Here is a 13,589-nt window from a genome sequence, read left to right as displayed (position 1 = left end):
TTGAAATAATTTCGAATTGAATTAAACGTTAGCAACATATCCAGACACATTCTTCAGAGCTGTAATTAGTAAAAATCAATAATATTTGATTTTAATATAAATTACGTAAACGCACTGACACATTAACCAAGTAATAGAACTATATCATTAACATGATTTGGTAAATGTAACAAACCCACTAATCAAATATCACATTAGGGGGGTGGACAAATGGGTGGACAAATGATTTTACAAATTACCATTATTGATTATCAACAACATAACAATAGTTACTTTGACTCAATGACAACTGAAAAATTTAAATTTGACTAAATATCTTCCAATTATTCTGTCAGAACACATTCAAAACAAGCATAATAATTCCATTAGTAAATCTAAAACTAGTCTCTTGTTGGTAGAAAAAAATCTTCTGAAAGTGGTATATCTTGTTCTGAAATACAATTCATAAAAATTCTTTTTTAAATCCCTACTTTTACAAAAAAATTAAAATTGGATCTATCATTGAGAACCGTGTCGGTTACCAGATATATTTTGCCGTTGCGAGAAGGCGGTTCTTTGCCGGCGCTTGCAGAAGCTGACGATGACTTCAAATATGTGCTGAAGTTCCGAGGCGCTGGACATGGCGTGAAAGCATTAATTTCCGAATTGATTGGAGGCAAGGTTTCTCAAATTTTAGGATTTCGTATTCCGGAGTTGGTGTTTGCTAATCTTTCTGACGATTTTGGGAGAAGTGAAGCCGATGAAGAAATCCAGGATTTATTAAAAAACAGCTGTGGGCTGAATCTTGCTCTACATTATCTTTCCGGTGCCATTACTTATGACCCCGGTGCGGTAAAAATCGATCCTAAATTATCTTCTGAGATTGTCTGGCTGGATGCGTTCCTTACTAATATCGATCGTACTTTCCGTAATACTAATATGCTGATGTGGCATCAGGAACTTTGGCTCATCGACAACGGCGCTTCTTTATACTTCCATCATTCTTGGGACAATTGGGAGAAAACAGCAGTAAGTCCATTTGTAATGATAAAAGATCACGTTTTATTGCCTCAAGCTTCAGAGTTGGATGAAGTGAATGAACGATTCAAAGCGATATTGACAGACGATGTTTTGAGGGAGATTGTAGAACTGATTCCTGAAGATTGGTTGCATTGGAACGATACAGATTTAACTCCAACTGAAATCAAGGATGTGTATTTCCAATTTCTAATTCTGAGACGTGATAATTCTGATAACTTTTTAAATGAAGCCAAAAATGCAAGAGCCAAAGTTATATGAATATGCGGTAATCCGCTTGGTCCCGACGCCTGAGCGCGAAGAGTTCTTCAACGTTGGATTAATCATGTTTTCCAAGAAAGAAAAATTTATCCGTGTGAAAACACATCTTTGTGAAGAAAAATTCCGAATGATGGCTTGCAAAACCGAATATGAAGACGTGCGAAAACATCTTTTGTCTTTCGAAAATATTGCAAAAGGGGAAAAATCTGCGGGTGCTATTGCCCAAATGGATATCCCAGAACGTTTCCGGTGGCTTACTGCTGTAAAAAGTTCTATCATTCAAACATCCAGACCACATCCTGGTGCAAGCAACGATTTGAGCAAAACGTTTGACAGATTGTTTGATGAGCTAGTGATGTGAGTAGATGAAAGATAATAGATTTACAATCACAGATTAATGTTTAAATTTAGCTTTAATTATTTTTAAGCACTTAAAATGATTCTCTGTGCACCAAATCCATTGAAAAAGCAGGCAAACAGATTGCAATATATTCACACGGTTCTTTAAAAGGATTGGAATATCGCACTCTTGCGCCTTTTTCGATGAGAATACTTTGACCTTTTTCTAAAATAACAGAATCACCATCTATCTCGAAATGTTTTTTTCCGGAAATGATCAATGTAAATTCGTCAAACTCAGGCGTCTGATGCGGCTCGCTCCAGTTGGATGGCGCAACCATATGCGCGATAGAAATTTCTGAGTTTCTCGTAGAATTTCCCCAATGTTCTTCTATCAGTTTTCCATCTGTGGTAGGAACTACAAATGGGCTGGCTTGTATTCTGTACTTTTTCATTTTTATGGTTTATCGATTTCAAAAACAACATTTAATTTTTCTGGTTCTCCGAAGTAAGCAACATTGACCTCATCCACTTTCTTAGCGCCAAGTTTTTCCATCGCCTTCTGAGAACGTATATTATCTTTCCCAACGTGAAAATTAACCTTATCTACGAATTGAAAGATGTAATCTAACATTAGCTTTTTGACCTGTGGATTTAGCTTTGAACCCCAAAACTTCGTAGCATAAAATGTATATCCTATAAAAATGGAATTCTCTTTGGGATTATAATCATAGAATCTTGTGCTACCAGCTATTTCGCCAGTATTTTTATCTAGGATTTTGAATGCACCTTTACTTTCAATCGCTCCTTGGAAGAACTTCTCAAACACTTCTCTTTGGTAACGGTCTTTGTTAGGGTGTTGTTCCCAAATTTTCGGATCAGATGCAACGGAAAACAATTCCTCAAGATCATTCGGATTCAAAGGGACGAGTTTGACATTTTCGTTTTCTAAAGTGGCTTGGACATTCATTGTAATGATTTCAAATCACTAAACTATAATATTTTAAATTTAAAACAAAATTGCTTTCTCCAATTCAAGCAATTTTTGTTTTCGCCAGATTCCGCCTCCATAGCCTGTCAAAGTTCCATTGCTTCCAATCACTCTGTGACAAGGAATGATAATGGAAATTTTGTTAAGCCCATTGGCATTGGCCACAGCTCTCACCGCTTTTGGATTTCCCAGAATGTCGGCTTGTTGCTGGTAAGTTCTTGTGGTTCCGTAAGGAATGGTTCTGAGGATTTCCCAAACTTTTTTCTGAAAATCTGTCCCAACCGGAGCCAATGGAACGGTAAAATCTTTTAATTTTCCTTCGAAGTATTCTTCTAATTCTTTTTCTAAAGTTTTAAAATGAGGATTTTCTCCTTGAACAATATTCGCATCAAAATGTTTTGAAATCTCTTTGAGTTCCGTTGGAAGTGCTTTTCTGTCGGAGAATTCCAGCATACAGATTCCGTTTTCGTTGGCGCAGGCAATCATAGTTCCAAGTGGAGTTTCAATTCTTTTGAGGTCAACAATCTTTTCCAATTTCGAGTTTTTAGGTGACACACCAAATACATTTTTGAAACTGTCATTGAAACCACTCAAACTTTCATAACCATTATCCAAAGCCACATCCAAGACATTCTCGCCTTGCTGAAGTTTCTTAAAAGCCGAATTGATTTTGAACGTTCTCTGAAACGCGTGAAAAGTCATTCCGTGATGTTTAAGAAACCAGCGTTTTACGGTTATTGGTTGTAATCCTCTTTCAACTAAGTCAATATCTTTGAATTTAGTCTCAGGATTAACTGACAATTCATCCATCAGTTTCTGAATTTCGGGAGGAGTTTCATCTGGATTTTCCAATGGTTTACAAACTTTGCACGGGCGATAACCTTTCTTTATCGCATCTTTTGTATTATCAAAAAATTCTACATTTTCAGGTTTCGGTTTTCGGGCCGTGCAAGTTGGACGACAAAAGATTCCCGTCGTTTTCACACCCATCCAAAAAACACCTTCGAAGTCGGAATTTTTCTCATAAGAGGCTTGATACATTTGGTCGAAACTAAGATTCATTGTTTATAAATGATAACTGAAACAAATCTAGTGATTTTGAATATTCATCAACAACCGAAAAATGAACAGGTATTTTTTACTCCGGTATCGCTTTCCATTTTTTGACAAATCCAGTATAGAAGTATAGAAAAACAAAAGTTGAAATCAGCATAATATAACTGGATGTCAGTCCCAAATTATCCAACACGCCTTTACAATTCATATAATTATCTCCGATATAAACTTTGGTTCTGCAATCTGACACCTGATGCTCATTCACAATTCCGAAAATCAACCAAATAAAAAGAGGAAAACCTACCATTGAGATTATCATAAAAATTGAAGTAACAATTTTCCGAGCTTTTCCAATAGTGATCAATGGTATCAAAAGAATTATGACTCCGACCGTAAGAATAGTATAAAGAATAAAAAATGCATTCTTAAAACCACCAACAAAGGCGAAGAAAACACAGAAAAGCGTTACCAGCAAAATGATAACTCCTGCAGAAATAATACTAAACAAAAGTGCGCGCAAATCTGTAACTCTGAAGCTGAATATAAGAATAGCTAGTGCAAAAGCAATCCAGATAAAAAGATGAACCGAATCTGAAAAGAAATCATCGGTCTTGATGGTGTCTACATTTTCCAAGAGATTTTTTAGATCCTGGGTGTAATAGTAAAAATGGCTTACATTTCTTTTGAAATAATCTTCAGGCGCAATCTCCCGATCCACATTTGGATTAAAATCCCTGATGTTGATAGTATCTTTGTGGATTTCACCATTAGCAGCCAGATAATTATCCTCATAAGCGGCAGTTGAGTCCGCAGCTACGGCTACTTCATAATCGTTATAACGCTCAGCCGGTGCTTTATTAGGGTCATAATCAGTTCCCGAATCTGGTTTGTATAACATTATAAACTGCTTAACCTCAAATTTTTTCGGATGATAGACCATCGCAGACCAATCTTTCACATTAAGATTAGTGACAATACCAAACTCTTTTGAAACACGTAGAAAATCCTTTAGTAATTGTTCTAATGCTTTGGAATCCTTCGAAGTAATAAGTCTAATGGTATTGCCATTAACTTCAATTTGCTTTTGTTTGTAAACCTCTTTATCTGGATTGTTAGCATAACTGTATTTTCTGTCATTTCCAGAAGGATTATTCACATTATCATAAAAAACCGAAGAGTAATTATAATAACTTGGGGCAACCGTTTTGATGAAAGGCGACAAATCCTCAACCTGTTTTTTAAAAAAATAAGTTCTGGACTTGTTATCGGCACTGTTCTCAAAGTAAGCCAACGGAACATTTTTCTTTTTTTCCTCTGCGGGATATATGAACTGTCCACGTTCGTCGGTTTGATTTACCGTTTTTTTATAAAGACTGAAATACTGATAAACCCTATCGTGATATACAAAATATGGCCGTGTCTTTTCAATCTTATTGATGTCTGTCTCACAATAAAAATCCGCAAAAGGTTTGGGTGACAATCGATTTTCTAGCGTATAATCTTCAATATTCTGCGACAGGAAAGGAACAGAATGATTAATAATTTCTATATTTTTCGCCATCGTCTCATCATCATATTTATAATTGATGAAAAGCCTAAAACCAGTCATATAAGAAAAATAAAACGTCACCGAAACGAAAATGATGATGAAATACTGGACAAATTCAAAGAACAGCTTTTTGCCAGAACTCGGATAAAAATTCTTGAAAGCGTTATTCTTCAGCATATAAATCAGCCAGCCGACAATCAGAAGCACCGAAATAATAATGTGGACAAACACAAGTCCTGTGGAGAAATAATCATCAATGGCTCTGGTATGTTGCAACGTGCCAGGACTGGCATGCGAAACGAAGCCGATAAAGAAGAAAACGAGATGGACAGCAATTCCCAAAAGCAACATCCAGACGATTCTCGTGTTCCAGATATTGGGAAATCTCTCCAGTAAATATTGATTGATTTGATTGATTTTTCGCATTGGTCAGAAGTTTTTATTCCACGAAGAAACGACGTGTAGAAGTTGAAATATTACGGATGTAAGTCACTTGGATTTTCGAATTTCCAATAGCCGTTAAAACATCGGAAAGCTCGGTTTCCGGACTGAAATATGCCACGAAAATCCCACCATTGAAATTCAGTTTTTCAATTGCGAAAGGATGGAAAATTTGCAATAATTCTTCTCTGGAGTTAGCCGTATCGATTTCTACAATCAGATTTGGATTTTCCGTTTCAGATTGGGATTCGTTGTCCTGATATTTTCCGTTTTTGAGGAAAATCACTTTGTCCGAGATTTTCTCTACTTCGTATAATTGCTGAGAACTTAGAATCAGCGCAATTGGATGATTCACCGAATTGGCAATGGCCTTCAGATCTTCCAAAATCACTTGCTGAGCGAGTACATCCAAATTCGCCAAAGGTTCATCCAGCAACAAAATTTCGGGCTGACGAAGCAATGTTCTCGCCAATTCGAAACGCATTTTATATCCAGAAGAAAGTTCGTTCCATTTCAGATGTTTGTAATTCCAAAGTCCAAGACGGGCAATCATCATCAGCGTTCTGGTTTCGTTTTCTTCAGGTTTTACGCCATAACTTGCCAAGACAAATTTCAGATTATCCTTCAGACTTCCGTACCATTTTTCGGTTCGCTGTGGGATGTAAACCAATTTTGTCCGCAACTCAAATTCATCCTTTGGGACAGAATCGAATTGATATTTCAGCTCTCCTTTGTTATGCGAAATTTCTTTAGCTAAAATCCTCAACAACGTCGTTTTCCCATTTCCATTTTCGCCCACCAAACCGTAAACTTGTCCCTTTTTGATTTCCAAAGAAACCGGACCAAGCGAAAAACGATTGCTTCCATAAGATTTTTGGATATTTATTGCTGTTAGAACTGCGATGTCCGTGGGATATTCCTTGACTTCTATTTTCTCTATTTCACCAAGAAAAACCTTGCATTTTTCAATGAGCTCATCGGATTTTTCAGGGTTCTTTTCTTTCCAATCCGTCAATTCAATGGCAGTTTTATAGACATCCATATTCTGAGTATCCATCGCACAATCTAGCATTTTTCGGAAACCCAGAACTGTATCTTTATTATCAAAAAAGTGGAAAACGGCTTTCACTGTCTGTTGATGTTTCGTCATAGTTATTTTGTTTTGAACGTTTTTAAAGATAACTAATTTGTCACTCAATTTATTATTAATTTCAAAAATAAATCATCATAAAATATTGTGCCTTTTGGGTTTAGCAAAAATTATTTTCAATTGATATTCCGAAAATATTTATCATATAAAACGCAAAATATGATTATTTAAATGCTAAAGAATTGGTGGAAATCCTTACCAAAAATCTATTCAATTTTTTAGAAATACAATCTATACTGAAAAAAAAACCACAGAAAGTTCTTAAATTAGCGAAGATAATTATCATTTTTTTGAAAAATTAAAATAATTTACCTGCTATAAGAGATTCTCCATCACAAATTCATTAAAGAAAAAATCTCATTACAAACCAAACCAAAAGATATAATTTTGATTTTGGACATTATTAGATTGTCAAAAAGGATTACACAATTCAATAAAAAACACCTCATCGATTGATGAGGCGTTTTGGTTTATTTTACACTTTTAACTCTTATCATTCCTTTGTTCTCGTGATACATCATACACATAATTTTGCCATCTCTTTCCTTGCATTCTTTAGTGTAATCATAAACTACAGATACTTTTTCGCCCTCTTTTTTAGACGCTAAAATATCAGAATTACAAACCAGATAATCTTCGTTTTCTCCAACTCTGAGGTAAGTTCCCGTGCAGTCTTTTACGATTGTTCCCGTTTGTAATCTATCGTGAACAGTTGCGCAAGAGAATAGTAATGTTGAGAAAAGTCCTAAAGATAAAATGTGTGATGCTTTACTCATCTTAGATTTATTTTTATTTTGGAATTCGTGAATCTGCGATTTCATAGATTTTTATTTGATTTAAAAGTACAATTTTAAATTATCATATTATAATCATTTTATTAACTTTGATAAAATTATAAATGATGGATATTTCTAAACAAACGCTTTATCAAGAAATTATAGACAAATTAAAAAATGTCCCAAAAGAAGTCCTGGAAAGGATTTCGGCTTATTTATCTGAAATTGATGAGAATAAAGAACATATTAATTTCGAACTTTCAGAAGAGCAAAAAGAAAGTCTTTCCAAAATACGAGAACGCCCTTATTCTGAACATACAGAAATCAATATTTTTCTGAACGAAATGAGTGAAAAATATGGCATTTAAAGTCATTATTTCTGATGAGGCAAAATTAGACTTAGAAAATTCATATTTATATTATCGGGAAAACGCAAGCAAAAAAGTTGCAGATAATTTTATTAAGGACTTTAGAAAATCAATAAAAATAACTTCTGACAATCCTTATTTTAAAATTTGGTTTGAAGAATTCCGAGCTAAGCCATTAGTAAAATATCCTTTCTTAATATTTTTCTCTTTTGACAATAAAGAAAATATTATTTTGATTGCAAGAGTTTTTCACACTTCTCAACATCCTGAAAAATATCCATAAAAAAAGCGAAAGAATTACCTTTCGCTTTTCTATTTTGAAAAGTTGGTCAAAGATTTGGAACTTTGACAAATTGTCTACATCGTCTCCATCTTGAAACTCATACTTTCTATCACTTTCAAAATCGCTTCAACAGTATCCATTGAAGTCAGACAAGGAACACCGTTTTCTACCGACATTCTTCGGATTTGGAAACCGTCTCTTTCGGCTTGTTTTCCTTTCGTAGTCGTATTTACAACGTACTGAACTTTTCCTTTCTGAATCAAATCAATCAAGTTGACATCTTCCTCTCCTATTTTATAACCGATTTTCGTATGGATTCCTTTTTCCTCGAAGTATTTCGCTGTTCCTTCTGTTGCCCAGATTCTGAAACCAGCTTCCTGAAATCTTTTTGCCAACAAAGAAGCTTCTTCCTTATCTGAATCTGAAACCGTAAACAAGATAGAACCGTGCGTCGGAACTTTTCTTCCCGCACCGATTAATCCTTTATACAAAGCTTTTTCGAATGTCGAATCTTTCCCCATTACTTCTCCTGTCGATTTCATTTCAGGTCCTAATTGGATATCAACTTTCGTCAATTTACTGAAAGAGAAAACCGGAACTTTCACGAAGATTCCTTCTTTATTCGGAACTAATCCTGATTGGTAACCAAGGTCTTTGAGTTTTGTTCCAAGTATTGCTTTTGTTGCCAGATTCGCCATTGGAACATCAGTAATTTTCGATAAGAAAGGAACGGTTCTGGACGAACGTGGATTCACTTCGATAACGAAAACTTCTCCGCCTGAAATCACGTATTGAATATTCATTAATCCAATGACATTCAATCCTTTTGCTAGTCTCTGAGTATAATCTTCTAATGTTTTGATTTGAGTCTCCGTCAAAGTCTGAGGTGGATAAACCGCAATCGAATCTCCAGAGTGAACGCCCGCTCTTTCGATGTGTTCCATAATTCCCGGAATCACCACTGTTTCTCCGTCAGAAATCGCATCCACCTCCACTTCTTTTCCTGTCAAGTAACGGTCAATCAGAACCGGGTGTTCCGGACTTGCATCCACAGCATTTTCCATATAGTGAGCGAGTTCTTTTTCAGAATAAACTATTTCCATAGCACGACCTCCCAAAACATAACTCGGACGAACCAAAACCGGGTAACCAATTTCGTTGGCAATTACAATCGCTTCTTCTTTTGAAGTCGAAGTTTTCCCAAGCGGTTGTGGAATCCCTAAATCTTGAAGTGCTTTTTCGAATTTGTCTCTATTCTCGGCTCTGTCCAAATCTTCAAGAGAAGTTCCCAAGATCTGAACACCGTAAGCGGCTAATTTATCGGCCAAATTAATCGCCGTCTGTCCTCCGAACTGAACTACAACGCCTTTTGGTTTTTCAAGTTCGATAATATTCATCACATCTTCTTCTGCCAAAGGTTCGAAGTATAATTTATCAGAAATCGAGAAGTCTGTGGACACTGTTTCCGGATTTGAATTGATGATAATCGCCTCGTAACCCATCTGCTGAATCGCCCAAACCGAATGTACGGTTGCATAGTCAAACTCAACTCCTTGACCAATTCTGATTGGACCAGAACCAAGAACTATGATTTTTTCTTTTTCAGAAACTACACTTTCATTCTCCTCTTCGTAAGTTCCATAGAAATAAGGTGTTTCCGATTCGAATTCGGCAGCACAAGTGTCCACCATTTTGTAAACCGGCATTATTCCGTTGTCTTTTCTGAATTGGAACACTTCTTTCTGAGTTGTTTCCCAAAGATGCGCGATATTCAAATCTGCGAAACCTAATTTTTTAGCTTCGAGAAGAATTTCTTTGTTGAATTTATTTTCCTTGATTGTCGTTTCGAAATCAATCAGTTTTTTGATTTTCCAGATGAAGAATTTATCAATTTTACTCCATTCCACAATCTGTTCCCAATCGTAACCTCTTCTTAAAGCATCTCCGATGATAAATAATCGTTCGTCATCACAAACCCGGATTCTTCTTTCGATTTCCTCGGCTGTTAAAGCATCCGCCTGTTTTTTCTTAAGTCCAAGATGTCTCAATCCTGTTTCCAAAGAACGAATCGCTTTTTGCAAAGACTCTTCGAAATTTCTTCCTATTGCCATTACTTCGCCTGTTGCTTTCATCTGCGTTGACAATCTTCTGTCAGCCGTTTCAAATTTATCGAATGGAAATCTCGGAAACTTAGTCACAACATAATCCAAAGCCGGTTCGAAACAAGCGTAAGACGTTCCTGTTACAGGATTTTTGATTTCGTCCAATGTCAAACCAACTGCAATTTTTGCTGCGATTTTGGCAATTGGATAACCTGTTGCTTTACTTGCCAAAGCCGATGAACGCGAAACTCTTGGATTAACCTCGATGATATAATAATTGAATGAATGCGGGTCTAATGCCAATTGAACGTTACATCCACCTTCGATTCCTAAAGCTCTGATGATTTTAAGAGAAGCATTTCTCAGTAACTGATATTCCCTGTCAGAAAGTGTCTGCGAAGGCGCCACCACAATCGAATCTCCTGTGTGAACACCAACCGGGTCGATGTTTTCCATATTACAGACCACAATCGCGTTGTCGTTGGAATCTCGCATTACTTCATATTCAATTTCTTTGAAACCTGCGATTGACCTTTCTATCAAACATTGAGTCACAGGCGAATGTTTCAATCCTAATTCAGCGATTTCACGCAGCTCCGATTCATTGGAAGCAATTCCGCCGCCGGTTCCTCCCATTGTAAAAGCAGGGCGAACAATCACAGGATAACCTAAATTATCAGCGAAAGCTAAAGCACCTTCAACAGTAGTGACGATGTCAGATTCTGGAACCGGTTCGTTCAGTTCGCGCATCAATTCGCGGAACAAATCTCTGTCTTCTGCCTGATTAATCGCTGAAAGTTTCGTTCCTAAAACTTCCACTTTACATTCTTCAAGAATTCCGGATTTCTGTAATTCAACCGCCATATTCAGTCCGGTTTGTCCTCCCAAAGTTGGAAGAAGTGCATCCGGACGTTCTTTTCGGATGATTCTGGAAACGAATTCCAAAGAAATCGGTTCAATATAAACTTTATCGGCAATCTCCACATCTGTCATTATCGTCGCAGGATTGGAATTAATCAAAATCACTTTGTAACCTTCTTCCTTCAAAGAAAGGCAAGCCTGTGTTCCCGAATAATCAAATTCCGCAGCCTGTCCAATAATGATTGGGCCTGAGCCGATTACTAAAATTGTTTGTATATCTGTTCTTTTCATTTTTACTTTTTTTGTCCGAAGTCCGATGATGGATGTCGGAAGATTTTTTATTTTATTTCTTGCGTTGCTTTGTCATTCTGAAAGAATCTCAACAGTTTAGATTCCTATTCAATGATGAACGTTGCTTTAATATTCTACTTTATAAATTTCTTCACGATTATTTTCAACAAGCTGATTTATTAACTTACATTCTCCACCAATAGTTGAAAATGGCAAATCATAATCTGTATTGATTAACCAATTTTTTTCTTTTGGATAAATTAAACTTGGAGGTCTTGATTTATTATTTAAAAGATGGGGAAGTTCAGATATTTTTCCAACAAAAAGCTCATCTTCTTCATACTTTTCTGTTGCCATAAATACATAAAATGCCTCAATTTCTTGGTCTCCATAGATTGAAAGTACCGTATTTACAAATGAAATCAAATGTTCTTTATCCATCAACCCTTCTCCACAATACAATTCATTATTCATTTGCTTTCCAAAAGGGCGTTTCCATTCTACTGCGTCAATCATAGCTTTATTTAAATCGAATTCAACATTTTTATACTTATAAAAATCTCTCCAACTTATCCTATCATAATCTTCTTCGGGAAACTCTCCCTCCGACTCATTTATATTTATTTTTATTTCGTGAATATTATTTGTTTTATAAATCCAGTACGAAGCCAATGAAATTGCATAACATTTAAAAATATTTGGCTGTGTTAAATTCAAAAAATATTTCACTGGATTTATAGATTTTAAATCTTTATCCTGTACTTGGTTTGAACCATAAATTGTTACATAGGGTTCAGTCCAATCGTCTATTTTCTTATTAATAAGTCTCATCTTTAAATCTTGTATTTAATTTCAAATAAGGGCTTTTATTAATGATTGATTTCACACCTTTGACTGTCTATTTCACACCTCTGACAATCTACTTCGCTTCTTTGACTGTCTACTTAACTCAAATTATTTCTTAAAATCCTCCATCAAAGTGATGAAATTATCAAAAAGATAATTCGCATCTTCCGGACCTGGACTTGCCTCTGGATGGTATTGAACTGAAAAACAAGGATGGATTTTATGTTTCACACCTTCGTTTGTTCTGTCATTCAAAGCGATGTGAGTTTCTACTAAATCTGTATTCTTCAAAGATTCTTGGTCAATTGCATAACCGTGATTTTGAGAAGTGATTGCCACTTTGTTCTTTTCTAAATCCAAAACAGGATGATTTCCACCTCTGTGCCCGAATTTCAGTTTGTAAGTTTTTGCGCCACAAGCCAAACCAATCAACTGATGACCTAAACAAATCCCAAAAATTGGAACTTTTCCTAATAACTTCTGAATCATTACCAAAGCTTCCGCATTATCTTCCGGATCGCCAGGGCCGTTGGAAAGCATAATTCCGTCTGGATCCATTAATAGAATTTCTTCTGCAGTTGTGTCGTGAGAAACTACGATGATGTCACAATTTCTTTGAGACAACTCTCGGATGATTCCCAACTTGGAACCGAAATCAACCAAAACCACTTTAAAACCTCTTCCCGGACTTGCATAAGACGTTTTTGTAGAAACCTGTTCTACTTGATTTGTTGGAAATTGAGTCGCTTTTAGTTCTTCGATTACTGCTTTTTCATCTGCATCTGCATTGACGATTTTTCCTTTTTCAACCCCTTTGTTTCTAAGGATTCTTGTTAATCTTCTGGTGTCGATTCCTGAGATTCCTGACAAGTTTTTCTTCTGGAACAATTCGTCCAAAGTGATTTGAGTTCTGAAATTGGAAGGCAAATCACACAATTCTTTTACAATCAAACCTTTGATTGCAGGTTCGATGCTTTCGTAATCGTCACGATTAATTCCGTAATTTCCAATCAAAGGATACGTCATACAAACGATTTGTCCGCAATAACTTGGGTCGGAAATCAGTTCTTGATAACCCGTCATTCCCGTGTTGAAAACTACTTCTCCGGCAGTGTCCTGCTCTGCTCCGAATCCCGTTCCGTAAAAAACTTCGCCGGATTCTAATATTAACTTCTTTTTCATTTTTACTTTTAAGTCGGAAGACGGAAGCCCGAAGTCCGAAGTTTTACTATTACTTATTTCATCTTCTGTCATCGGT

The 13,589-nt window shown here is 36.0% G+C and carries 13 protein-coding genes; 4 read left to right on the top strand and 9 right to left on the bottom strand.

The annotated features are described in order from the left end of the window. The first annotated feature begins 489 nt into the window (after positions 1-489). Positions 490-1,278, top strand: a complete 789-nt coding sequence (locus EGH73_RS06380; protein ID WP_123281159.1) for a HipA family kinase — start codon at positions 490-492, stop codon at positions 1,276-1,278. Continuing rightward, positions 1,256-1,639: a DUF3037 domain-containing protein gene (locus EGH73_RS06375; RefSeq protein ID WP_123281158.1), complete on the top strand. Its 384-nt coding sequence runs from the start codon at positions 1,256-1,258 to the stop codon at positions 1,637-1,639. The genes EGH73_RS06380 and EGH73_RS06375 overlap by 23 nt, the downstream gene beginning before the upstream one ends. Before the next feature lie 70 nt (positions 1,640-1,709). Here the strand turns inward: EGH73_RS06375 and EGH73_RS06370 are convergent, their stop codons facing one another. The 6 genes from EGH73_RS06370 to EGH73_RS06340 all read right to left on the bottom strand — a co-directional run bounded on the left by EGH73_RS06370 (position 1,710) and on the right by EGH73_RS06340 (position 7,625). Continuing rightward, complete coding sequence (locus EGH73_RS06370) at positions 1,710-2,072, bottom strand: cupin domain-containing protein (protein WP_123281157.1); 363 nt, start codon at positions 2,070-2,072, stop codon at positions 1,710-1,712. Between the two features lie 2 nt (positions 2,073-2,074). Further along, entirely contained in the window at positions 2,075-2,587 is a 513-nt protein-coding gene (locus EGH73_RS06365; RefSeq protein ID WP_123281156.1) for a GNAT family N-acetyltransferase, read from the bottom strand. A 39-nt stretch (positions 2,588-2,626) separates the two neighbouring features. Continuing rightward, positions 2,627-3,670, bottom strand: a complete 1,044-nt coding sequence (locus EGH73_RS14340) for a bifunctional transcriptional activator/DNA repair enzyme AdaA (RefSeq protein WP_123281155.1) — start codon at positions 3,668-3,670, stop codon at positions 2,627-2,629. A gap of 76 nt (positions 3,671-3,746) precedes the next feature. Continuing rightward, positions 3,747-5,639: a hypothetical protein gene (locus tag EGH73_RS06355; RefSeq protein WP_148041685.1), complete on the bottom strand. Its 1,893-nt coding sequence runs from the start codon at positions 5,637-5,639 to the stop codon at positions 3,747-3,749. Positions 5,640-5,652: 13 nt separating this feature from the next. Next, positions 5,653-6,804, bottom strand: coding sequence for an ABC transporter ATP-binding protein (locus EGH73_RS06345; RefSeq protein WP_123281190.1), 1,152 nt, complete (start codon positions 6,802-6,804; stop codon positions 5,653-5,655). A 470-nt stretch (positions 6,805-7,274) separates the two neighbouring features. Next, positions 7,275-7,625 carry a hypothetical protein gene (locus tag EGH73_RS06340; protein WP_228411437.1) on the bottom strand — a complete coding sequence of 117 codons (351 nt, stop codon included), beginning with the start codon at positions 7,623-7,625 and terminating at the stop codon, positions 7,275-7,277. Positions 7,626-7,705: 80 nt separating this feature from the next. On the opposite strand from EGH73_RS06340, the gene EGH73_RS06335 reads away from it, so the two are divergent. Together EGH73_RS06335 and EGH73_RS06330 are read left to right on the top strand one after the other, a co-directional pair. After that, entirely contained in the window at positions 7,706-7,948 is a 243-nt protein-coding gene (locus EGH73_RS06335; protein ID WP_123281152.1) for a hypothetical protein, read from the top strand. Continuing rightward, the gene (locus tag EGH73_RS06330; RefSeq protein ID WP_123281151.1) at positions 7,938-8,231 is read left to right on the top strand and encodes a type II toxin-antitoxin system RelE/ParE family toxin; all 294 of its coding nucleotides are present in this window, start codon (positions 7,938-7,940) and stop codon (positions 8,229-8,231) included. Before EGH73_RS06335 ends, EGH73_RS06330 begins: the two co-directional genes overlap by 11 nt. 74 nt (positions 8,232-8,305) lie before the next feature. Here the strand turns inward: EGH73_RS06330 and carB are convergent, their stop codons facing one another. The 3 genes from carB to EGH73_RS06315 all read right to left on the bottom strand — a co-directional run bounded on the left by carB (position 8,306) and on the right by EGH73_RS06315 (position 13,513). Next, positions 8,306-11,485: a carbamoyl-phosphate synthase large subunit gene (gene carB, locus EGH73_RS06325; protein WP_123281150.1), complete on the bottom strand. Its 3,180-nt coding sequence runs from the start codon at positions 11,483-11,485 to the stop codon at positions 8,306-8,308. A gap of 126 nt (positions 11,486-11,611) precedes the next feature. Continuing rightward, a complete protein-coding gene (locus EGH73_RS06320; protein WP_123281149.1) occupies positions 11,612-12,316 on the bottom strand; it encodes a hypothetical protein in 705 nt (234 codons plus the stop codon). Between the two features lie 123 nt (positions 12,317-12,439). Continuing rightward, a complete protein-coding gene (locus EGH73_RS06315; protein WP_123281189.1) occupies positions 12,440-13,513 on the bottom strand; it encodes a carbamoyl phosphate synthase small subunit in 1,074 nt (357 codons plus the stop codon). Positions 13,514-13,589: the final 76 nt, after the last annotated feature.

It is taken from the genome of Epilithonimonas hominis (genome assembly GCF_003730015.1).
In the GTDB taxonomy this organism is placed as follows: Bacteria; Bacteroidota; Bacteroidia; order Flavobacteriales; family Weeksellaceae; genus Epilithonimonas; species Epilithonimonas hominis.
The sequence above is the reverse complement of the archived record's forward strand: the minus strand, read 5'-3'. Positions and strand labels throughout refer to the sequence as shown.

Excerpts from the sequence above, each read along its gene's own strand:
- EGH73_RS06375 (WP_123281158.1), top strand. The coding sequence starts at position 1,256 with ATGCAAGAGCCAAAGTTATATGAATATGCGGTAATCCGCTTGGTCCCG.
- EGH73_RS06370 (WP_123281157.1), bottom strand. The coding sequence starts at position 2,072 with ATGAAAAAGTACAGAATACAAGCCAGCCCATTTGTAGTTCCTACCACA.
- EGH73_RS06365 (WP_123281156.1), bottom strand. The coding sequence starts at position 2,587 with ATGAATGTCCAAGCCACTTTAGAAAACGAAAATGTCAAACTCGTCCCT.
- EGH73_RS14340 (WP_123281155.1), bottom strand. The coding sequence starts at position 3,670 with ATGAATCTTAGTTTCGACCAAATGTATCAAGCCTCTTATGAGAAAAAT.
- EGH73_RS06355 (WP_148041685.1), bottom strand. The coding sequence starts at position 5,639 with ATGCGAAAAATCAATCAAATCAATCAATATTTACTGGAGAGATTTCCC.
- EGH73_RS06345 (WP_123281190.1), bottom strand. The coding sequence starts at position 6,804 with ATGACGAAACATCAACAGACAGTGAAAGCCGTTTTCCACTTTTTTGAT.
- EGH73_RS06340 (WP_228411437.1), bottom strand. The coding sequence starts at position 7,625 with ATGAAATCGCAGATTCACGAATTCCAAAATAAAAATAAATCTAAGATG.
- EGH73_RS06335 (WP_123281152.1), top strand. The coding sequence starts at position 7,706 with ATGGATATTTCTAAACAAACGCTTTATCAAGAAATTATAGACAAATTA.
- EGH73_RS06330 (WP_123281151.1), top strand. The coding sequence starts at position 7,938 with ATGGCATTTAAAGTCATTATTTCTGATGAGGCAAAATTAGACTTAGAA.
- carB (WP_123281150.1), bottom strand. The coding sequence starts at position 11,485 with ATGAAAAGAACAGATATACAAACAATTTTAGTAATCGGCTCAGGCCCA.
- EGH73_RS06320 (WP_123281149.1), bottom strand. The coding sequence starts at position 12,316 with ATGAGACTTATTAATAAGAAAATAGACGATTGGACTGAACCCTATGTA.
- EGH73_RS06315 (WP_123281189.1), bottom strand. The coding sequence starts at position 13,513 with ATGAAAAAGAAGTTAATATTAGAATCCGGCGAAGTTTTTTACGGAACG.